Genomic DNA, 20,379 nt, shown 5'->3' on the forward strand with positions numbered 1-20,379 from the left:
TCAGTCTCCTCCGGTTATGGTTGTATAAAGAAAATAGCTGTTGAGAGCAATAACAAGCAGAGAGATGAGAGTGGCTGCAAGAAACTCAACGGTACCGCTTCTGAAACTGCCCATCACCTTGCGATCACGACAGAGCATCAAAAGAGGGATAAGGGTAAAAGGAAGCTGAAGGCTCAACACCACCTGGCTCAAAATCAGAATACGAAAGGAATCAAGACTGAAAAGAATGACGAGAAGAGCCGGAATAGCGGTAACAAAGACCGCAACCCGATAGAACATCGTTCGCGGATCCGCCGGTCTGCCCAGAAAACCTGTTATCACATCAGCTTCCGCCATGGAAGAGGTGATGGAAGAGCCGACTCCCGAAAAAACAAGCGCAACGGCAAAGAGCAGTCCGGCAAGTGGCCCGGCAAGCGGTTTCAGTGTTGCCGATGCCTGCTCGATACTGTTGATGGGAACATGATTGTGGAAAAAAACGGCAGCGGCAACAATAATCATCGAAGAGTTCACCACCCACCCAAGTGTCATGGCGAGGATGGTATCCATCTTTTCATAGCGAAGCAGCTCCCTCTTCTCCTCCTCCGATATCCCCCACTCCCTGCTGTGAATGACATTTGAATGGAGAAAAATATTGTGCGGCATCACCAGCGCTCCAAGAATCGCCAAAGCAACATAAATGCTCTCCCGCCCAACCCTCGGCACAACCAGGCCGGAAGCTACCCCGGACCAATCCGGTCTCACAATGAAAAGCTCGGCAAGATAGCAAAGAGTGATAACGCCAAGGAAACCCACAATGATGGTTTCGACCCGATGGTAGCGCTGGCTGATAATCAGAAAAAGCTCCAGAAGCAGCGTCAACAAGGCTCCCATCCAGAGCGGCATCCCCAGCAGCAGGCTGAAGCCTATAGCGCCTCCAAGCAGCTCGGCAACATCAGTGGCAATGCAGGCAAGCACCACACTCACACCCAGAAAAGCGGAAACCTGCTTAGGAAAATGGTCGCGGATATTGACCGCCAGAGACTTTCCTGTGGCAATACCGAGTTTGGCCGCCATATGCTGAATGAGCACCAGCATGAGCGTACCAAGCGTAACAACCCAAAGCAGCTCATAACCAAATTTTGAGCCCCCTTCAATATTCGTCGCCCAGTTGCCGGGATCAACAAAGCCGACCGTTACCAGAAAGCCTGGCCCAAGAAAACCAAGAAGTGTCTTGAGCGAAAAAGTCTTCCTCTCCGACACTTTCATCAGAGAGCGTGCTTTTTTACCCAGGCAACATAGCGCTGCATCCAATTCTGCAAAAAATGCCTGCTCGCAGCGCCAATGTTACCCTCTTCATCAAAAAGCCCCTCTTTCATCTGAATAAAAGCTTCAGGCTGCCCGAGGGTAGGAACATCGAGAAATGCAAGAATGTTACGCAAATGTTGTTGAGCCAGAGCCGTTCCGGTAGAACCAATCGAAACACCAAGAATCCCGGCAGGCTTTCCCGCCCATACACTCTTGCCATAAGGGCGCGAACCATGATCCAGGACATTTTTCAGAATACCCGGTATTGAACGGTTGTACTCAGGCGTCACAAAGAGAATGCCCTGAGCCGCCTTGATATCAAGCTTCAAACGTTTGACAGCATCAGCAGGATTTGCATCATCATCCTCATTATAGAGCGGCAAATCAGCGATCTGCACCTCACTGAACGAAAACTCGGGAGGGGCAAGCCGCACAACTGCATGTGCCAGCTTACGATTAAATGAACCCTTGCGAAGAGCGCCGACAACAACAGCAATATGGTATTGGCTCATCATCATGCCTGATTAAAGGTTTTTTTGCTGCTTTACAATCCTGAGGCCGGGCGCATCGCCTCTCCGGCTTTCTCCTTCAGGGTACGGAACTTGTCACTGACAGCCTCAATTTTTGCCTCCCAGGCCGGATCAGGTCTCGCCATTTCAGCCTCCTTCAAAAAGGTGAGCAAGGTCGAAGTACAGGCAACCGGATCAAAAAGAATCCATTTTGCCGATATGCCAAGAAAAAGAGAGAAGACAAAGAGCGCAAACTTGACCAATCCCCATGAAGAGGGAAGAAACAGGGCAAGAGCGCCAAGGGGAAGCATAAAGGCAAAGGTGGTCAGCAGAACAAATACATAACTGAGCAGCGTCAGCGCCACGGCATTCTTCAGCAGCGCTTTCCATGACTGACAGTAAATGATAATGCCTGATCGGGCAGCATCAAATACATTCTCATTACCGGTACGAAAGGTATAGGCGATAACCGACTCATCAATATAGGTAAGGCTGAAATTCACGATGCGCTGCACAACTTTGGCAAGACCTTCAAGCGCGGGTATGGGCAAAGCATTCATCACATTGAAGAGCGTCCGGTTGAGCGAAACAAGTACCCCCTTCACCAGTTGATCAACGAGAGCGAGAACACTTACCTCTTTGTAGTATTGCATCACCCGCTCTTTTGCCCATGCCGTCTGGGAAATCCCTGATGGTAAACTCCCTTTTGCAGCAATCTCCGTAATCAGGGCAATATGACCTGCCTGAAGAAGATAGAGCACATATTCACGCAGAAGCCTGAAACCAAAACCACCGGCAAGCAGGGCAATAATGAACAGCACAACCGCAGCTCCGCTACCGAAAACACTCCCGATAAGCACAAGAATGGCAAGAAAGAGTGCCACAACAACGGCTATAGAACTGTACACCACTGTCCGGTAGAGAAGATAGACCTTTGTTTGCGCCACAATTTTGATGGCTTCACCAAGTTGCAGACCCATAACTATTTTGATTTATTAAGATTAGTTATCAACGAATGATGATAAGTGACGTATTCCTTTCTTACGCCGCCTAACCCAATAATATAGCAATCCTGCAACTTCAACAGGCACTGAAATAAGCTGCAAAATGATTACTGCTCACAGACAAGTCGGAAACCAATAACATTCGTTCGCAAGGAAGGTCGGGCATTATAACGGTAAGCTGACCGACAGAGCCTCGCCTCGCAATTCCAACTCCCACCACGAAGCACTCGGACCAAACCAGTTGCCGTACCCGGTGGATTGGCAACCGTTCCATTCGATAGAGATTCATCATAGTAGTTTCCGCTGTACCAGTCACTGCACCATTCCCAGACATTGCCAGGCATGTTGTACAGCCCCCAGGCATTTGGAACAAAATTATCAACAGCAACCGTGTTCCGACGCTCAAGCCCCTTATGTTGTCCGAAGTACAAATTGCCTCCTTTATGGTTTGCCTGCCCGGTCGTCAGCTTCTCTCTGGTATTAAAAGGGGTTGTGGTGCCGCTCGGCAAGCATACTCCCATTCAGCTTCCGTCGGCAGGCGAAACACCTTTCCCGTTTTTTCCGTCAACCACTGTCAGTAGGCAACAGCATCATGCCAATTCACATACAAAACAGGATGATTATCTTCACTCCTCGGTCGATCCTTGCCAAAAACTCCTTTAAACCAGTAGACTCCATCTCCCATTTTTTCTTCACCATGACGCTGAATAAAGCGGAAAAGACCTTTTGACGCATCAGACCGGTAACCTGACTCTTCCGCATATCTCCCGAACTCGGCAACGGTTACAGTGTATTTGCATAGAGAAAAAGTATTCACCCGTACCTGATGCTCGGTTTCATCGCTTCCGCGAAGCAATTCACTCGCAGGACTGCCCATCGTAAACTCACCACCGTCTATCAGAACAAAGTTCCGGAGGTAAGAATCATCATTTTTATCAAGAGTACCCGACGTCGCATCCGCGTAAAGCTGTTCAGGTGAGACTTCACTGGAGCGTTCCTGTTTATGGCCCAAGAGTTTCGTAACCAGATTCATTCTACCCTTATTTACGGTTATTAATGCTTTGAAATCATTATTAGATAATTGCGACAGAAAAAGTCCGAATCGACAATCTTCCTGAATCGGCGAGGTTGAGCTGCTAACCACACTGTTCATATGGCGGAATCATAATATCCTGTCATAAGAATACACCCATAACAGGCAATAAGCCCAAATATTAATTATCATATTTCATAACAGTTACAATCAAAAATATGACGTATAACCGCAAGAAAAAGCTCCTGGGCGCGACAGATTTATAAGGATCTTGTGAGGACTTGTTTGATATTTTATTTATTGTGCCATGGCAGTGAGTCACGGCAAATAAAAACAGTTGTTGTCAGGAATAGCAGGGGGGGACAGTAAGTTACTCCACGGTTATATCGTCCAGAAACGTATAACCGACACCATGGGATGTCAGTATTGGAGATTGCATGTTGTGCAATTCTATTTTTTTACGCAAGCGGTTAACGAGCGACTGCAGTGAGTGGTGGCCAGATTCGTTAGGCAGATAGCCAAGTCTCGTCAGCAGTTCAAACCGAGGAACAACTGCGTTAGGGACTGCGACGAGCAGGGCAAGAAAGTCAAGCTCTTTATTGGTAAGCTGAATCGCGTTGCCCTAGGGAGAAAGGAGGATCCATCTCCGGCTTATAAGTCTCCAGTGTGCCTGTGGCTTCGAAGGTATTGGTTGCTGTCGGGTCAGGATGTACGGTTGTATCGTTGGTTGGGCCATACGGCTAAGAAGCCCTGAGATTGCGGCTGAAAGTTGACGAACATCAATCGGCTTAACCAGATAGAGATCAGCGCCAGCATAATGGCCGGCAAGCTGGTCATCAATTGCATCGCGACCGGAAAAGATAATGATGCGCATTTCAGTGTTCTTTCTGACATACTCAGCAAGGATCAGACCACTCTGGTCAGGAAGACCTACGTCGAGTACAACAACCGCGTAGGGCTCTCTGAAGATGTGCTGGTAAAACTCATGAGCTGAGCTAACCGCAGTGACAACATACCCCTTCTGCGTCAGGTAAATTTGAACACATTTCAGGACCGCTTCGTCATCTTCGACAATGAGTATCCTGCTTCCAGCCACTCCCTGCGGTATCGCGCATAATTCCTCCTCCGCCCGCAACAGTTGCGGTGTTTTCAGCCCTCTCTCCTCTTCACCAGCATTGTCCATCGCGACCTTCAGAGTACCCGGATTTTGGAGTACATATACAATTATTGCCACACAGAGCACGACTGAAATGATAGCAAAAAAAGACAGTCAACTCAGCGATACCTGCGTGTAATTTAACGACATATTATCGTTATTCCTAATAGATAAAAAAGGTTACGCCATCGCACAGCTTCGACATAATTTGCCTCTTCCGTATCAAAAAAGGAGGTGAACACAAAAAAACGAAGACCCAACGTCCCGAAAATCCATAAAGGAGCAAAGCGCCTTTGTTGCAACGAAAACCATGACGCCCTTTGCTGGAAGAGTTGAGTTGACCTGCAACACTTCTTTTTACAAAGTACGACGAATGAATAAAAATTTATAACCCAATCTCTTTTTTTCTTTCAACAGTGCAGAGGGATTCGTCCGCAATCAAATCGCTGACGCAATTTTATAAACGGCTATTTTGTTTCTGATCGTTGTTGGACTTACCTTGGTGAGACCTGTGTCTCCCGCTAACTTGTATCTGTTAAATTTATGGAAACCTATAAACTTGTTCTACCCGAACATCTTAACCATTACGGCTTTCTGTTCGGCGGCAACCTTTTGAAATGGATTGACGAAATTGGCTATATCACAGTCTCTCTGGATTATCCCGGCTGCAACTTTGTGACCGTCGGTATGGATAAGGTGGAATTCAAAAAAAGCATTCGGGGCGGTTCTATCCTCTGTTTTGTGACTGAAAAAAACAAAATCGGTCACACATCGATTGAGTACACCGTGCGTGTCTACAAGAAAAGTATTGAGAGCGGTGAACGGGTTATGGCTTTCAGTACGCACATCACCTTTGTCTGTCTTGATGACAAGGGGGCAAAAAAAGAGCTCTGCTGCGGCTATAAAGAGAAGGGTGAAGACAATAACTGCCTCTGAGTTCTTTTTCACCTCCTCCCCGTCAACGGGAAGTATTGAAAACCGAACCGTTCAGGCTGGCCATAAGCGAAATTCCGACAGTAGCCATAACGGCATTGGCCAGCCACATTGAGATCATGGGATCAAGGATCCCCCGCTCAGCAATTTTCTCTCCTGAAATCATCAGCATCCAGTAGAGCACAAACAAAAAAAGCGAGATGGCTGCACCAACACCGAACCCTCCCCGTCTGGCAAGAACTCCAAGGGGTGCACCAACCAGAACAAAAACAAAACAGGCAAGGGAGAGCGCATATTTCTTGTGATAGGCTGCCATATAACGATTGTACATGTTCCGGTTTGCTTCGATATTTTTAAGTTCTCCATCAAGCCGGGCAAGCTGACGATCAACATAACCCGCAGCTTCCGCTCTCGTTTTGTTGGCCATTTTTGCTGTTATCATCCCCCCTTTTGCACGAACAGAACTGCTTTCAGCCATGCGTTCTCCCAGGGTTTCAAGCGGCATCTGAATCCTCTTTTCAGATGCCGCTATCCTCTTCCTGAATTCATCGCCAATAGTTATCAGCTCTTTAGCAGAAAGTTCGCCATCGCCTGAACGCATTCGGCTCTCCGAAGAGCGTGAAAAACCAAAACCGGATGATTCAAAGACAAAACGGTGCTTCTGGAAGCTCATGTTGCGGTAGCTTTTGTGATCGGGTTGACGTACCTGATGAATTTCGCCATTGAAAAGCGTCATCACCAAATAATGATCATCACCACTAAAGTCAATAGTACCCTTTTCAGCCGTCACCATCGTTTTGTAATCCGATCGTGAGGCATCATAGATAACGATACCCCTAAGCTCCTTTGAGTGTTCATCTGTGCTGCGAACAAAGATGGAGTAACCATCCACAAGAGTTGAAAAAGCATTTTCGGCCAAGCCAAAGGCCGGTTTGGAGCGCGCAATATCAACCATCAGCGATTTCGCATAATAATTTGCTTCGGGAAGCACGACATTGTTAAAACGCTCAACAAAGAGTGAAAGAAGCAGGCCTGCAAGAAGAACAGGCATCATCAACCGGTAAAGAGAGATGCCGGAGGCCCTGAAAACGGTCATTTCAGAGGTGGTCGTCAGGGATCCGAATGCCATGACAACCGAAACGAGTACCGCCATGGGCGCCGCAAGCCCAACCATCCAGGCCGACTGCAGCAGAATGAGTTCCACCATCGCAGTAAATCCGATTCCCTTTCCCATAAAACGATCGGCAAACGTAGCAAAGAACTGAAGGATCAAAACAAAAATAATGGTGACAAAAGCAAACAGGAACGACCCGACATGCGCTTTCAGGATATAGCGATCGATGATTTTCATAAAACAGCTCTCTTTTCTCCCCCATGTAATGATGACCTGAGCGTAACGGGCAGGTTCAAACAGCCTGACGAACATGAATATAACCTATTCTCCCATTCTCCATCTATACCTCCACCACCTTTGCCAGAGGCGTTGTGAAAAAGAAACATCCCCGAAATTCTCCTCCCCATAAACCCCAGTCTGGTGTTCACCTGCCCAGATATCGAACAACAGAAGAGGGTAACGGCGTCAGATAATGAGGTCGCATCATCCAAAAACGTTAATGATGAAGCAAAGAGTCAAAAAAGCTTCAAAAAAATGAATCCAAAAGTTGCACAGAAAAAAAATATCTTTATATTTGTCACTCATTAAGCGGGAATAGCTCAGTTGGTAGAGCACAACCTTGCCAAGGTTGGGGTCGCGAGTTCGAGTCTCGTTTCCCGCTCAGAATAAAAACAAAAAAGCCTCGTCACTGAAACGAGGCTTTTTTGTTTTCATAATGTAAACCGTTTAAAAGGCTCGAACAGCCCGAACACGGTCAAGGCCGTATGTCTTGCTGATGACATAATGGGTACCATTACTGAAATTCTGCAACCATGCAATATCCGCATTATACTCCGACGAACTCCAGTAGTAACCATGGTTATCAGCAAACCCGCCAACCGCACGCTTATTGAGATAAAGCTGGTTCAACTGCTCCTTGTTTGGTAAAAACCAGTCTTGATAGCCATTGCTCACAAAATTATCACATACAAGCCTGGCATCACTCCATGTAAAACCCCCTTCCTCCTTGTCTGATGAGTACGCTGGCATATCGGCTTTGGCAACAACAAGACCATGCTTCCCCGTACCATCAACATAAAAAACAATCCCGCCGCCATACTCTTCACCTATTGAGACACTCTCCTTTACGGTTTCCGTCACCTGCTCTTGCAGTAATGGTAAAGAATTACCCCGCTCTCTTGCAGCTTCTGATTGGTATTCAGAGCCTGAGCGCCTCTCATACAAATCACCATGACGAGAACTGTTATGATATGCAGCATGGAACACATGAGCCAATTGCCTGATGGAACTGGTGTAGCCGACCAATAATTTATTTTTCATGGGCTAAAGAATTTATCGATAAACAAAGACTCATGTCCGCATACCACATGTATATATTTTCCGTAAAAAGTACAGCGGAAATATATATAATTATTGCATAACAAATAGTATTTCTTCACCACTTTGCTCTTTTATTGCAGCTCACGCAGAACGAGGCCAATCCATCGCATCTCCAGCTCCACAAGAATACCACTTCATCAGACGGAGCAATATAGTGTATATTGTGCGTATACCAACCAACAATATGGACACAAAACAAACTATGCGGAAAACCAGCTATATTTTTTTAAATTCCCAGCCACATAAGCGGAAAACAAGACTGTCCTCTATTATCCCGGGCTCTCCCGGACCGTCAGAAACAGCTCAATTCTGCTGAATTGTTAGAAAATATACGGAGAGGTGCGAGAGTGGTTGAATCGGACGGTCTCGAAAACCGTTGTGCGCTTCGGTGTACCGTGGGTTCGAATCCCACCCTCTCCGCCATATATTCCAGACTGCGCAGTTAATTGCAAGTTATGAGCCCGAATGCCCGCTCCATTCGAGCTTCCTGGTTTTGTGTTTTCAATCAGAATCTTTTTCTGTCGTTTTATGGTGTGAGTAGGAGCATTTGATGCCCTCATACAGTTTCCCTCTTTTTCCCGAACTACCCCTTGTATTATATACGGCATTGCCGTACATTAGCGTCATGCATGTTGTTATTGAAACGCCGAATTATCTTTCCGATGCCAAAGCGCTTGGGTTAACTGCCGATGAGCGTCGATCAATCGTCGATTGTATCGCGCAAACCCCTGACGCCGGAGTTGAAATGAAAGGTACGGGCGGTGCGAGAAAAATTCGATTCGCTGGAAGGGGCAAAGGAAAAAGCGGAGGGTACAGGGTTGTTACTTTTTATGCCGGAGAAAATATTCCCGTGTTTCTATTGTCTATTTTTTCAAAAGGCGAAAGAGCAAATTTATCGCAAGCTGAAAGAAATGAACTGAAGCAAATTTTAGGATCGCTTGCTGATGTTTACAAGAAAGGAGTTAAAGACTATGTCCAAAGCAGGAAATAAACTTATCAAGTCCGCGAATCAGGCGCTGGCCTATGCTCGCGGTGAAATTTCTGACGGCTTTAACGTCAATGTTCCTGAGGAGATCGACGTTAAGTCTATCCGCAACGGTTTGGGGTTGACTCAACCGGAATTTTCTTCACGGTTCGGGTTTGACGTCAGGGCGGTGCAGGATTGGGAACAAAAACGCCGTCAGCCTGATCGGGCCGCCCGGATTCTTTTAACCGTCATTGCCCATGAACCGGAGGCTGTCGAAAGGGCCTTGGCGCATTAGGGAGTACATACTGTCGGGCTCACATAATTGAATCATGGGGTTGCGGTGAGTGATTTGCAGTATGTGGCGCGGATGTGCAGTGGTCGATGTATAATGATGTCGGAACTGGCGCAGATGGTGCGAGGGTCAAATCATAAGACGCTGCTGAAGATATTTTTTTGAAAAAAAATCGCTATGCTTGGCAGCTATACGCCTAACCCGACGCCGATTCTTGCATACGGTGTTTCGAAATGTTCGGCTGAGATCCATGGTCTGCTCGTCTGGCGATGGGAGGTAGCTGATCTGTTTTCGCTTTTCGGCAAAGTACCCAATGGTCGGCTCATAGAAGAAGGAGATCTCGTCGAAGTCCTCGACGCTGACAAGCGCTGTTAGCTGAAGAGACAGCTTCACCAGAGTGACGTGTAGCTGCGTTAGCATGGCCTTCGTACGGAGGCACTCGTTGCGATGGGCGGGTGGTCCGAGGTCAACTATTGTTGTTCGTTCACTGATTTTAAGGACTGGAACTGAGCAACAGAACTGTTTTGGTGCTATTTTGGTTTCATTTCCAAAATTGCCGTTCCTGTGAACAGGAATTCTTGACCATCTTCCAGCAACAGCTTATGTCCAGAAAAGTACTGATTGTCAAAAACATCACCCACGAAGGGCCGGGTCTGCTTGAAACCCTGCTTTGCGAGCATGGTATCGCATGGCATAGTGAGGATCTTTCTGCGGGCGGAACCGTTCCCGATCCACGTGGCTACAGCGCACTCGTGGTGCTTGGAGGGCCCCAGAGCGCCAACGATGAGAGTCCTGCCATGCTGCTTCAGCTCCGCCGGATTGAGCAGGCTCTGCATGAGGAGATCCCCTCTCTTGGCATCTGCCTTGGCATACAGTGCCTTGTTAAAGCGGGTGGAGGAAAAGTGGTGAACTCTCCGGTAAAAGAGATTGGATTTCTTGATCCTGAAGGGAATCCCTTCCGCATCGACCTTACCCCGGCGGGCAAAAAGGAGGCTCTTTTTGGCGGGCTTGGCAAAAGCTTTCCGGTCTTTCAGCTTCATGGCGAAACGGTGGAGCTTGCATCTTCAGGAATGGAGCTGCTTGCGACCGGCAAACAATGTCCTGTGCAGGCTGTCAGGGTTGGCAAAAACGCCTACGGACTGCAGTGTCATTTTGAACTGACAACTGCGATGTTTTCGGATTGGTGCGATACGGATAGTGACCTGAAAAGAATGAATCGTCAGGAACTCATGGAACAGTATGAAACGATCAGAGAGGAGTACCATTCGACCGGACTCAAGCTCATGCACAACTTCCTCCGGATTTCAGAACTTGTCTGAGCCGCAACGCTTCATGATCGATCCGCGCCGCATCCGCCTCCTGAACGAGAAGCATGACGGAGAGGGTGCGGTGATCTACTGGATGTCGCGCGACCAGAGGGTGCGTCATAACTGGGCGCTGCTCTTTGCCCGCAGAAAAGCGGAACTCCTGCAGCAGCCTCTTGTGGTGCTCTTTACGCTTGCTCCCACTTTTCTCGGGGCCCCGCTCCGCCATTACGATTTCATGCTCAAGGGCTTGCGGGAGGTTGAAGCCGATCTCAAAACACTCAACATTCCCTTTTTGCTCCTCCAGAGCCAGCCGCCAAAACGCACGACAAGCACTGTCTAAGGTGGCAATCTCGATAAGGAGATAAATAGAATCTGGATAACCTGTTTCCCATTCGTAATTTATCCTTTATTTTACCCAAACCTCGATTCTTCTGTTTTTTTCCCTGTTTTCCTGGGTATCATTCGGAGCGACAAAAGCTTCAGCTCCTACCCCTGTTACTTCAGCACATTGTACACCTTCTTCTATGAGCGCTGTAGCAACAACTTCAGCACGTTTTTGCGCGAGTTCCTTATTGTGTTTTATTGAGCCTGCCGCATCCGCAAAGCCAATAAGCACTACTCGTTTGTCTTTGTACTTTGGCTGCGATAATACGGCTACGATTCGACCTATATCCCGGTTTGCTCGGGTATCCAATACTTCACTATCAGCACGGAATCTGAAGCGTGTCGCGATTTCGGTTGCGCCGCTTGTCAGATTTCTCCATCCCATGGAGATATTCCGGGGGTCATACTCAGGCACAACATTTGACGGTTGGCTGACAGGTGTCGGGTCGAGATTGACCAGACCGATAGATGCGACGATTTGCTGGCCGGCAGTTCCTGTGGCAAAATCGATGAAGCGGGCAACCAGAGGATTTTTGCTTGTTTCCGATGCGTACAGGAAGAGGCGCCGTGACAGGATATAGTCCTCTGTCTTTACAGTAAACGGACTGGGTTTGCGCGCCTGTACACCGACATCGGAGAGGGAGAGCGCATGGTTAGAACCGATATAGTTCAAACCGATGAAGCCAATTGCATTCGGATTAGTTGCTACCGAGGCCGAAAGTTTTTTGCTGTTTTCCAGGAGGAGTGCATCACCAGCAAGGGTTTTACCATATTTCTTAAGGACTGCGTCATTGAAGAAATCCCTGGTGCCCGAGTTTTCATCACGAGCATAAATGGTGATAGCGCCATTCAGCCCGCCCACTTGCGACCACTCTTTGATCGTTCCGCTGAAAATATCTGCAAGCTGGGAGACGGACAAAGACTTTATCGGATTTGAGGGATGGACGATGACTGCGATGCCATCGAGTGCCAGAACAAATTCACTGCCATTTGATCTGAGATCGCCCACTACAGGTTTAAGCGCCTGCCATTCATCATTTTTAATTGGTCTTGAGGCCATACCAATATCGCACTGCCCATATTTCAAACCTTCAAAGGCGGTTTTGCTGCCATGAGCGGCAATTTCGATTCGACCCTCAACTCCATTTTGTTCGCCTACGATAGAGCATTCATCTTCGGTTTCTGAAACCTTGTGAACATTACTGTATCCCTCCTGTTTGAGGAATTGCTCAGCCAATGCTGGCAGGAGGTTAACACCGATGGTGTTCGAACCGTGAAAACGTAAAAGCGTTTTGCCGTTAAACGGTTGATTCATGTCTTGAACCAGGGCTGTACCTGGTTTCGGACTTGGGTTCGACCGCATGAAAAACAGCCGACCTCCGCCGATAATCAGAACCAATATGCCGACAATGAGAGCTATGGTTTTGTTGTCCGGCATCTTGAGGACTGTTTTCCCGACAGGAATAAGCTTGGATTTGCATTCAGGACATATCGGATCTGCACCTGCAGGAAGGGCAATCTGTTCCTGATTGTCAGCCTTGTGACAGTTGCCCAGATTCGGACATTTGTATGTGGTTGGCATGGTGAATTCCCGGTTTGATCGTTCAGTTGTTGGTTAATGACGTGATGGCCTTACGCGCAGCGGCTTCGAAGCGTTGATATGTCGGGTCTTCGAAATCTTCCTGCCGTTCGCTCAGGATTGCTTTCAGCTCATTCAGGATGCGCTGTTTCAGTTCGTTGATTTTGTCGATGTGTTTCCACTCATTCTCCTTGAGCTTGTCATTGGCTGTTTGTTCCAGAACCTGGGCCACCTTCAGATCGATGTTTTCGGAGATTTCCGGCAGCGATTTTCCAAGCTTTGTCCGAACGGTCATTCCAAGTTCATCTTCACCGATCAGGAAAAGATCGCTTCTGCCGGTGGTGGGATTGACGACGGCCGTAATCAGTTCCATCGCTTTGGCAATGAACAGGGATGGCAAGACTTTTTCGCGTATATCGCCCTCATTGGCAATGAGCAGTGCAGAATACTGGCTTCCGTCACCTTCGCTATGCAATTCAAGCTTGACCTGCTCCGGATTGTTTGCACTGTTGATGCGCAGATCGTACTTCTCTTTCAAAAAGCGCACCATCCTTGCATAACGCAGGGGGAACAGGTTGGTGATGCCAAGCAGAGTGATTTCGTGTGGTTTGGTGTCGCTCTCGATTATTTCAACGGGAATGCCACCTCTCAGATGATCGCGGAACATCGTTTTCAGGATTTCAGCGAATTCCGAGTGTTCACCGGCATTGGGCATGATGACAATGAATTGAGATACCTTGACAACATTGCCATTTCCTATTACAATAGCCTGTGGGTCGAATTCAAGATAGTTGCCGGCAGAGCGTACAAGATCGTTGACAAACTTCCTCAGCTCTTCAGGCTTTCCTGAATACTCCCGTTCGAGTTGACCGATAATATTGACGCCAAGCAAAGACTGGCGGTTATGGTCTGAGGAAACCAGGTTGTCGTGTGCGATCTGGGAACTGAGCGTACTCTTTTGTTCGAGAACGTTGAAAAAGCGTTGCCTGCTGATCCGGTTATGAAACGTGGCAAATGAAGGTTCCGAAGCGATCTGTTCGATGAGCGCATCTCTGATGATTTGCGAGTGGTTTTTTTGTATGGCAGCCTCTTTTTCCAGATCACGGGAAAACAGACGGACATTTTCGGCGTTATAGAATCGAACCAGAGACTGACGGAGATCGGGTTTTTCATTATCGTTGCACCGTTCATCGATACGTGTGTTGAACTCCTTGATTGTTTCGTCCACCAGCGTGGAGCAGAGCGAAATATCAGTGGCCAGATGGTTGAATTCCGTGATCGATTCCTGCAACAGGCGCTTGGCAAAGTTCCATGCTTCTGCCTGTGTGCGGAAGAGGTACAGTTCACGCAGGAGCTCGCCGTGAGTATCGAGTAGTTTACGGCGTCTACCGAGCATATGTGAAAGCAATCCTACTTTGGCCCACTCGTTCCGGTTTGCGGTAACCTTTTGTTCTGCATCTTCTACGTTAGCTTTAGCCTTGGAGATTCTATCATCTCCGGCACGGGCGCGTTCTTCCAGAGAGGCGATCAATGCCATGACACACCGACTCAGGTCATGCATGGATTTGACGCCATTCTGCCACTCCTGGAATAGCTCACTTTCGACACGCCGGCGCAATTCCTTCACATAGTCCTTTCGTGCTTCCAGTTTGGTCTCATAAAACTTGCGTACGCCCAATTTCCGGTAATTTTCCTCATAGCGCTGCACCATCAGTTTTTCCAGATCGTTCAGCCAAACCTTGTCATCCTGGGCCTGCACCATACCTATGAATAGCGGAACAATATCCAGCCATTCGTTGAGAATCGGTTTCCAGCTCTTGTTGTTGATCTCTTCGGCAAGGATTCCCCGTGAAAGCGTGAAGTGATCATCGGTTAACGACCAGCGCTCAAGGGTCTGCTTGTCTCTGACGAACTCCCCGAAATCCTGGTTTCGCGCATCGTTACGGAAGCCGAAGGTGTCGTCCCAGTTGTTAAAACGCAGTTGAAGCGCCGCCTGCCGGGCAAATTTGTAAGTCAGATATTCCCTGATTTCCGTTTCGGGAACAGCAAGTCTTTTGATACCAAAGGTCAAAAAGCGCTTGCTTCTCGCCTTCCCGACGATTCCATGATCATTTTCGGGGGTGCCATCTCCGTTTTCTGCATTCTCCATTTTGTCAAGGAGGCGCATGGTATCAGCATTGCTGACGGCTATCAGCTTCTGAAAAAGAAAGTCGGCGACGATGGAGGGAAGGGTTTTATTTACATCGACCTGCAAGCCGTTCTCATTCCGGTTGGAAAAGATATAGCATCCGTTGAAGGGATCCATGAGTTGCAGGCGCTTTCCGCTTTCGGCGACATCACAAGGTTGATAGCTCCCGGTGCTGAGGGCGTTCAGTTCGGCAAGCGCGGCATATCCATTGGCATGGTAATTACCGGTATCCCAATTGGGATTGGGTATCTCTTCAGGCAAGAGTGCATACACTACGATGCGGTAGGTTCTCGATTCGGGATAGAGCGCCCTGATTTGTGCAATGACATCGATCAGGCTTCCGCTTCCGGTGCCTCCAGCCAAACCGCAACAGATATGAAAGGTGATACTCGCTTCACCGCCAGTCGTCAGTTCGGAAGCGAGTTGTTTGAGCTGATCCTTGAAGGTTCGCGCCTTACTGGCGAAAAGAAAGCGTCCGAGACGGCGTTTCTGACCTCCCAGCGTTTCTCCGACGATGCTGTTAAGGATAGCTTTCCACTGTTCGTGACTGCCTATCCATGGTTTGATATTTGGATAGCCTCCCAGGTTATCGAGCACCTGCTTGAGATTGCTTCCGGTAATGAGCAGTTGATTGCGCGGTGAAAGTTGAACATTTTCGCCCAATATTCTCCAACTGACATCATCGACAGCCATCATCTCTTTACTGGAGTCTATATAGAGATATTGAAGGTTTATGATTTATGGATGATTGCTGCGAAACTCCTGAAAAACGTTTTTCCGTAATGCGCGAAGTATTTTACCTCCGGTTCCACCAAGGCCGATCAGTAAGTGGTTGTGCATATATATTTGTTATTTATTAGCAAACAATGTTGATCCTGGTGTGACCCGCGATGACGGGTTATTGCTCCAAAGTACTGTTGATAAATCATTGGTCTCAGCAAGTGAAATACAGATATCTCCTATGAAAAAAACAGCAAATTCCAACGGCGAACCAAAACACCTTCGTTAATCGATATAACTTCCCTGCAAATAAGGGAGTAGCTGATCTGTATTTTTATAAGAATTTTAATTTATCAAATACCAACAAATTTCTTTTTTTGTTACGGGGTATTTATGTTAATTCTTTGTGAACTCTTTGTTATAGTGGCAATTACAGTATATGATTGATACCTTCATAGGGCTTGTAGATATTGCTCATCTGCCGATGCTGTCAAGATTATACTCAAGCTCCAGAAAAAAGTCATGAGCAAGATCCTGAGAAATCGGTCTTTTATGGCCAAAGCTGAAAACAATGCTCTTAGTAGCAAAAGACAGTGCGCCCCTCTCTTGGCACTATCAGGGAGGAGTACCATTCGACCGGACTCAAGCTCATGCACAACTTCCTCCGGATTTCCGAGCTTGTCTGAGCCGCAACGCTTCATGATCGATCCGCGCCGCATCCGCCTCCTGAACGAGAAGCATGACGGAGAGGGCACGGTGATCTACTGGATGTCACGCGACCAGAGAGTGCATCATAACTGGGCGCTGCTCTTTGCCCGCAGAAAAGCGGAACTCCTGCAGCAGCCTCTTGTGGTACTCTTTACGCTTGCGCCCTCGTTTCTCGGGGCCCCGCTCCGCCATTACGATTTCATGCTCAAGGGCTTGCGGGAGGTTGAAGCCGATCTCCGGGAACTCAACATTCCCTTTGTGCTCCTGCCGGGTGAACCGGGAACAGCACTCCCCCGCTTTGCAGAAAAGATCAAAGCAGGGGTGGTGGTCACCGATTTTTCACCGATAAAGATTGCACGAGGGTGGAAAAAAGAGGTGGCCCGGCAGCTCACCGCTCCGCTCTATGAGATTGATGCCCACAACATTGTCCCCTGCTGGATCGCTTCCGGCAAACAGGAGTATGCTGCCAGAACGTTCCGTCCAAAAATAAACGCCCTGCTTGGTGAGTTTCTGACCGACTTTCCCGAGCTTGAGCCGATTGCTTCGCCCTCTGCATACCCGACTGTCGATTGGAGCGCTGTTTACCGTACCCTGAAGGCTGACCCGGAGGTGTCGCCTGTTGAGTGGCTGAAACCGGGAGAAAAGGCGGCAAACGAGTGCCTTGAGAGCTTCCTGCAAAACAGGCTTGCCTCCTATGCGGTAGAGCGCAATGATCCCAATGCAGGAGCAACCTCCCATCTCTCCCCCTATCTGCACTTCGGCTAGATCAGCGCCCAGTTCATCGCCATAGAGGCCGGTAAAAGCGAGGCACCGGAATCCGACAAAAAAGCCTTTCTTGAAGAGCTGATTGTACGGCGGGAGCTGGCCGATAACTACTGCTGCTATAATAATCACTATGACTCCTATGAAGGCATCCCGGAATGGGCCAGAGAGAGCCTGAAGCAGCATGGCGACGACCAGCGGGACTATCGCTACACCGTCGAAGAGTTTGCCGCCGGAAAAACGCATGAAAAGCTCTGGAATGCCGCGCAGCATGAGCTGATAAGAACAGGGGTCATCCACGGCTACATGCGGATGTACTGGGCAAAAAAAATTCTTGAGTGGAGTGAAACCCCTGAGCAGGCATTTGAGACGGCAATCTTCCTCAATGACCGCTTCGCCCTTGACGGAAGGGAGCCGAATGGTTACACCGGGGTCGCATGGTCAATCGGAGGGCTACATGACCGTCCCTGGTTTGAGAGGCCGGTCTATGGAAAAATCCGCTACATGAACGCATCAGGGTGTGCTCGGAAGTTTGATGTCAACCGATATATCGCCCGCAATGAAGGTGGTTCGAAGGGTAGCGCAGAGGGGTACACAGGGGCAAAGGAGCAGCACGACCTGTTCCCCTGAAGGTGCAAGAGCGCCATCAGGGGAACAGGTGAGCATATAAAAGGCCTTATTCGATAACCAGATCAATGGTGCGGCGCTGCAAATCCACACTGTTCACCTTGACCTTGACCCGCTGACCAATCTGCAACCGCTTTTTGCGCCGTTTGCCGACCAGAGAGTAGGTTGCCTCGTCATATTCGTAATAGTCATCGGTGAGATTGCGCATGTGCACCATCCCCTCAATGGCAAAATCAACCATTCTCACATAGATGCCGTAATCGGTCGCGCCTGAGATAACACCGGGATAGACCTTGCCGACATGGCTGGCCATATACTCAACCTGCTTGAGCTTGATCGACTCGCGCTCGGCCTCCACAGCGCTTTTTTCACGCTCGTTTGATATCTGGCAGACCGTCTGGATCTTGTCGGTCAGTTCAGCAAGGCGTGTTGCCGAGATTTTCCGGCGTTTCTTCCGGAGGTTCTCATACTCAAAGAGCATACGGTGCACAATCAGGTCAGGATAGCGCCTGATGGGCGAGGTGAAGTGGGTGTAGTGCTCAAAGCCGAGACCGTAATGGCCCACATTGTCGCCGGTATAGACCGCTTTCGACATACAGCGCAGCACCAATTCGCTGACTAGAAACTCAATATTGGAACCCTTCACCTGCTGCAAGAGCTGCCGAAGCGCTGAGGCTGAAACAATCGGCCCCTCCTTGCCCCGGTTCAGCTTGAGATCAAAGCCGAGCCTCTTGACAAAGTTTGCAAGAATAAGCACCTTCTCCTGCTGGGGAGCGCCATGCACCCTGTAGATCACCGGCTGCGGCTCCTTCTTGTTCTCCTTGAAGGTCTTGGTGAGATATTTGGCCACCTTGCGGTTGGCAAGCAGCATGAACTCCTCGATAAGACGATGGCTGCCGAGACGCTCCTTCTTCATCACTTCAAGCGGTTCGCCCTTGCTGCCAAGCTTGAAACGCACCTCTTCGGTTTCAAAATCGAGACCGCCATGCTTGAAGCGTTTTTCACGCAGAAGAACACTGAGGCGGTCAAGCGCCTGCAACTCATCAACAAAATCACCCTTGCCCTGCTTCAGAATCTCCTCGACATCCTCATAGGCAAACCGGCGCTTGGAGTGAATAACCGTTTTGTTGAACTCATGCTTGCGCACTTCACCATCAGCGCTCAGCGTCAGAAAAACGGAAAAGGCCATCCGGTCAACACCAGGATTGAGGCTGCATATCTGCTCGGAAAGCCGTGCAGGCAGCATCGGAATCACCCGGTCAACCAGATAAACCGAGGTAGCCCTTTTGAGCGCTTCACGGTCAAGAGGAGAGTTTTCCGGCACATAGTGCGATACATCGGCAATATGGACGCCTATTTTATATTGTCCATCCTCAAGCATCTCAATTGAGAGTGCATCATCAAAATCCTTCGCATCGACAGGATCAATGGTAAAGACAACCTTGTCGCGAATATCAAGTCGCCCTTTCAGATCCTCATCGGTAATACCCTCACGAATGGAGGCCGCAAAATCGAGCAGTGGTTTGTCGAAGGTTTCGTCAATGCCACGGCTCCGGGCAATGGCGCTCACTTCAACCGCTGAGTCGCCCGCAGTACCCAGAATTTCAAGCACCTTGGCCTGGATCTGCCCCTCCTTGCTGAAATCAAGCTCCCCTACAAGCACCTTCTGACCATCAACCGCCTTGCGGGCATTTCTGATTGGTACAATGATTTCAGGCAGAATCTTTCTGTCGTCAGCCTTAAGCACAAATTTGCGGTTTGCCTTGGTCAGTGTACCGACAATTGTGGTAATACGACGGGTAAGAACCTTCTGCACCGCGCCTTCACAGCGCTGATGGGGAGTGGATTTGGAAGAATAGGTATCCGGAACCTTCGAAACAAGCACCTCGACTTCGTCGCCATGGATGGAGAGACCCATATCGCCAGCCTTGATGAAAATATCGTCATCAAACCCTTCGACATCAACAAAACCATAGCCATTGGGATGGGTCGAGATATGGCCGGTATAGCTCTTGGCCACGGTGTACTGCTTCTTTCCGGGAAGAGGAAAGGGCTTGGCAAGCTCAAGATGATCTTCATAGGTGGTCGCCTCTGTGCCCGACATGCCATAACAGCGGTTGGAGTCCTTGTCAACGGCCCCCTCTTCCTGCAGTTTGTGCAGCACATACCAGAAACCGGGAAGTTGTTTTGATTCGGTATACCCAAGAGCTTTGGCCAACTCTACCGACTTGAAGCGCTCACCATCATGGTCAGCAAAAAAAGTAACAATTTCGGCACCGAGAGAGCTCTCTCCCCGCCTGAAAAGAAACTCGTTAATAAGAATATGGTCATTCGGCTTCACCCGCTCACCGGTAAACTGCACAGAAGGCCTGTGCCCCTTGTTGCCAGGGCTCCTTGTTTTTCGTTTAAAACGCTCTTTTGCCACTACATTC

The 20,379-nt window shown here is 48.7% G+C and carries 19 protein-coding genes, 2 tRNA genes and 1 pseudogene; 9 read left to right on the forward strand and 13 right to left on the reverse strand.

What is annotated here, in order from left to right; genetic code table 11:
- The 7 genes and pseudogenes from AC56AD_RS09525 to AC56AD_RS09555 all read right to left on the reverse strand — a co-directional run bounded on the left by AC56AD_RS09525 (position 1) and on the right by AC56AD_RS09555 (position 5,013).
- Entirely contained in the window at positions 1 to 1,245 is a 1,245-nt protein-coding gene (locus AC56AD_RS09525; protein ID WP_012508602.1) for an Nramp family divalent metal transporter, read from the reverse strand.
- Positions 1,245 to 1,802: an NADPH-dependent FMN reductase gene (locus AC56AD_RS09530; RefSeq protein ID WP_223293893.1), complete on the reverse strand. Its 558-nt coding sequence runs from the start codon at positions 1,800 to 1,802 to the stop codon at positions 1,245 to 1,247. Before AC56AD_RS09530 ends, AC56AD_RS09525 begins: the two co-directional genes overlap by 1 nt.
- 26 nt (positions 1,803 to 1,828) lie before the next feature.
- Positions 1,829 to 2,773 (reverse strand): hypothetical protein, encoded by a 945-nt coding sequence (locus tag AC56AD_RS09535; protein WP_012508604.1) that lies wholly within the window; start codon positions 2,771 to 2,773, stop codon positions 1,829 to 1,831.
- 131 nt (positions 2,774 to 2,904) lie between these two features.
- A complete protein-coding gene (locus tag AC56AD_RS09540; protein ID WP_049759922.1) occupies positions 2,905 to 3,318 on the reverse strand; it encodes a formylglycine-generating enzyme family protein in 414 nt (137 codons plus the stop codon).
- Positions 3,261 to 3,950: pseudogene (locus AC56AD_RS09545) on the reverse strand (formylglycine-generating enzyme family protein). Before AC56AD_RS09545 ends, AC56AD_RS09540 begins: the two are co-directional and overlap by 58 nt.
- Before the next feature lie 250 nt (positions 3,951 to 4,200).
- On the reverse strand, positions 4,201 to 4,443 hold the full coding sequence (locus AC56AD_RS09550) for a helix-turn-helix domain-containing protein (RefSeq protein ID WP_083765321.1): 243 nt from the start codon (positions 4,441 to 4,443) through the stop codon (positions 4,201 to 4,203).
- A gap of 9 nt (positions 4,444 to 4,452) precedes the next feature.
- Positions 4,453 to 5,013 (reverse strand): response regulator transcription factor, encoded by a 561-nt coding sequence (locus AC56AD_RS09555; protein ID WP_049759924.1) that lies wholly within the window; start codon positions 5,011 to 5,013, stop codon positions 4,453 to 4,455.
- A gap of 516 nt (positions 5,014 to 5,529) precedes the next feature.
- On the opposite strand from AC56AD_RS09555, the gene AC56AD_RS09560 reads away from it, so the two are divergent.
- Positions 5,530 to 5,922, forward strand: a complete 393-nt coding sequence (locus tag AC56AD_RS09560) for an acyl-CoA thioesterase (RefSeq protein ID WP_012508605.1) — start codon at positions 5,530 to 5,532, stop codon at positions 5,920 to 5,922.
- A 22-nt stretch (positions 5,923 to 5,944) separates the two neighbouring features.
- On the opposite strand, the gene AC56AD_RS09565 is transcribed toward AC56AD_RS09560, so the two are convergent.
- Positions 5,945 to 7,270, reverse strand: coding sequence for an LptF/LptG family permease (locus AC56AD_RS09565; protein WP_012508606.1), 1,326 nt, complete (start codon positions 7,268 to 7,270; stop codon positions 5,945 to 5,947).
- 351 nt (positions 7,271 to 7,621) lie between these two features.
- Here AC56AD_RS09565 and AC56AD_RS09570 point away from each other — a divergent pair.
- Positions 7,622 to 7,694: transfer RNA gene (locus tag AC56AD_RS09570), tRNA-Gly, on the forward strand.
- Between the two features lie 65 nt (positions 7,695 to 7,759).
- Here AC56AD_RS09570 and AC56AD_RS09575 read toward each other — a convergent pair.
- Positions 7,760 to 8,353 carry an Lcl C-terminal domain-containing protein gene (locus AC56AD_RS09575; RefSeq protein WP_012508607.1) on the reverse strand — a complete coding sequence of 198 codons (594 nt, stop codon included), beginning with the start codon at positions 8,351 to 8,353 and terminating at the stop codon, positions 7,760 to 7,762.
- A 393-nt stretch (positions 8,354 to 8,746) separates the two neighbouring features.
- Between AC56AD_RS09575 and AC56AD_RS09580 the strand changes: the two genes are divergently transcribed.
- The 3 genes from AC56AD_RS09580 (at position 8,747) to AC56AD_RS09590 (ending at position 9,675) form a co-directional block, all read left to right on the forward strand.
- Positions 8,747 to 8,836: transfer RNA gene (locus AC56AD_RS09580), tRNA-Ser, on the forward strand.
- 202 nt (positions 8,837 to 9,038) lie between these two features.
- Positions 9,039 to 9,404 carry a type II toxin-antitoxin system RelE/ParE family toxin gene (locus tag AC56AD_RS09585; RefSeq protein ID WP_041526817.1) on the forward strand — a complete coding sequence of 122 codons (366 nt, stop codon included), beginning with the start codon at positions 9,039 to 9,041 and terminating at the stop codon, positions 9,402 to 9,404.
- Complete coding sequence (locus tag AC56AD_RS09590; RefSeq protein WP_012508609.1) at positions 9,385 to 9,675, forward strand: helix-turn-helix domain-containing protein; 291 nt, start codon at positions 9,385 to 9,387, stop codon at positions 9,673 to 9,675. The genes AC56AD_RS09585 and AC56AD_RS09590 overlap by 20 nt, the downstream gene beginning before the upstream one ends.
- Before the next feature lie 126 nt (positions 9,676 to 9,801).
- On the opposite strand, the gene AC56AD_RS09595 is transcribed toward AC56AD_RS09590, so the two are convergent.
- The gene (locus AC56AD_RS09595) at positions 9,802 to 10,092 is read right to left on the reverse strand and encodes a hypothetical protein (protein WP_150085651.1); all 291 of its coding nucleotides are present in this window, start codon (positions 10,090 to 10,092) and stop codon (positions 9,802 to 9,804) included.
- 182 nt (positions 10,093 to 10,274) lie between these two features.
- On the opposite strand from AC56AD_RS09595, the gene AC56AD_RS09600 reads away from it, so the two are divergent.
- Complete coding sequence (locus tag AC56AD_RS09600; RefSeq protein WP_012508611.1) at positions 10,275 to 10,991, forward strand: type 1 glutamine amidotransferase; 717 nt, start codon at positions 10,275 to 10,277, stop codon at positions 10,989 to 10,991.
- Positions 10,984 to 11,319 carry a deoxyribodipyrimidine photo-lyase gene (locus tag AC56AD_RS09605; RefSeq protein WP_481859564.1) on the forward strand — a complete coding sequence of 112 codons (336 nt, stop codon included), beginning with the start codon at positions 10,984 to 10,986 and terminating at the stop codon, positions 11,317 to 11,319. Before AC56AD_RS09600 ends, AC56AD_RS09605 begins: the two co-directional genes overlap by 8 nt.
- 66 nt (positions 11,320 to 11,385) lie before the next feature.
- Here AC56AD_RS09605 and AC56AD_RS09610 read toward each other — a convergent pair whose 3' ends face one another.
- Together AC56AD_RS09610 and AC56AD_RS09615 are read right to left on the reverse strand one after the other, a co-directional pair.
- Positions 11,386 to 12,945 carry a substrate-binding domain-containing protein gene (locus tag AC56AD_RS09610; RefSeq protein ID WP_012508613.1) on the reverse strand — a complete coding sequence of 520 codons (1,560 nt, stop codon included), beginning with the start codon at positions 12,943 to 12,945 and terminating at the stop codon, positions 11,386 to 11,388.
- 22 nt (positions 12,946 to 12,967) lie between these two features.
- Entirely contained in the window at positions 12,968 to 15,826 is a 2,859-nt protein-coding gene (locus AC56AD_RS09615; RefSeq protein WP_012508614.1) for a tubulin-like doman-containing protein, read from the reverse strand.
- 702 nt (positions 15,827 to 16,528) lie between these two features.
- Between AC56AD_RS09615 and AC56AD_RS09620 the strand changes: the two genes are divergently transcribed.
- Positions 16,529 to 17,323: a deoxyribodipyrimidine photo-lyase gene (locus tag AC56AD_RS09620; protein WP_499052152.1), complete on the forward strand. Its 795-nt coding sequence runs from the start codon at positions 16,529 to 16,531 to the stop codon at positions 17,321 to 17,323.
- A gap of 303 nt (positions 17,324 to 17,626) precedes the next feature.
- On the forward strand, positions 17,627 to 17,950 hold the full coding sequence (locus AC56AD_RS09625; protein WP_317623593.1) for a hypothetical protein: 324 nt from the start codon (positions 17,627 to 17,629) through the stop codon (positions 17,948 to 17,950).
- Positions 17,951 to 17,996: 46 nt separating this feature from the next.
- On the opposite strand, the gene rnr is transcribed toward AC56AD_RS09625, so the two are convergent.
- On the reverse strand, positions 17,997 to 20,372 hold the full coding sequence (rnr, locus tag AC56AD_RS09630) for a ribonuclease R (RefSeq protein ID WP_041526508.1): 2,376 nt from the start codon (positions 20,370 to 20,372) through the stop codon (positions 17,997 to 17,999).
- Positions 20,373 to 20,379 lie beyond the last annotated feature (7 nt).

The sequence above is a fragment of the Pelodictyon clathratiforme genome (assembly GCF_982375515.1).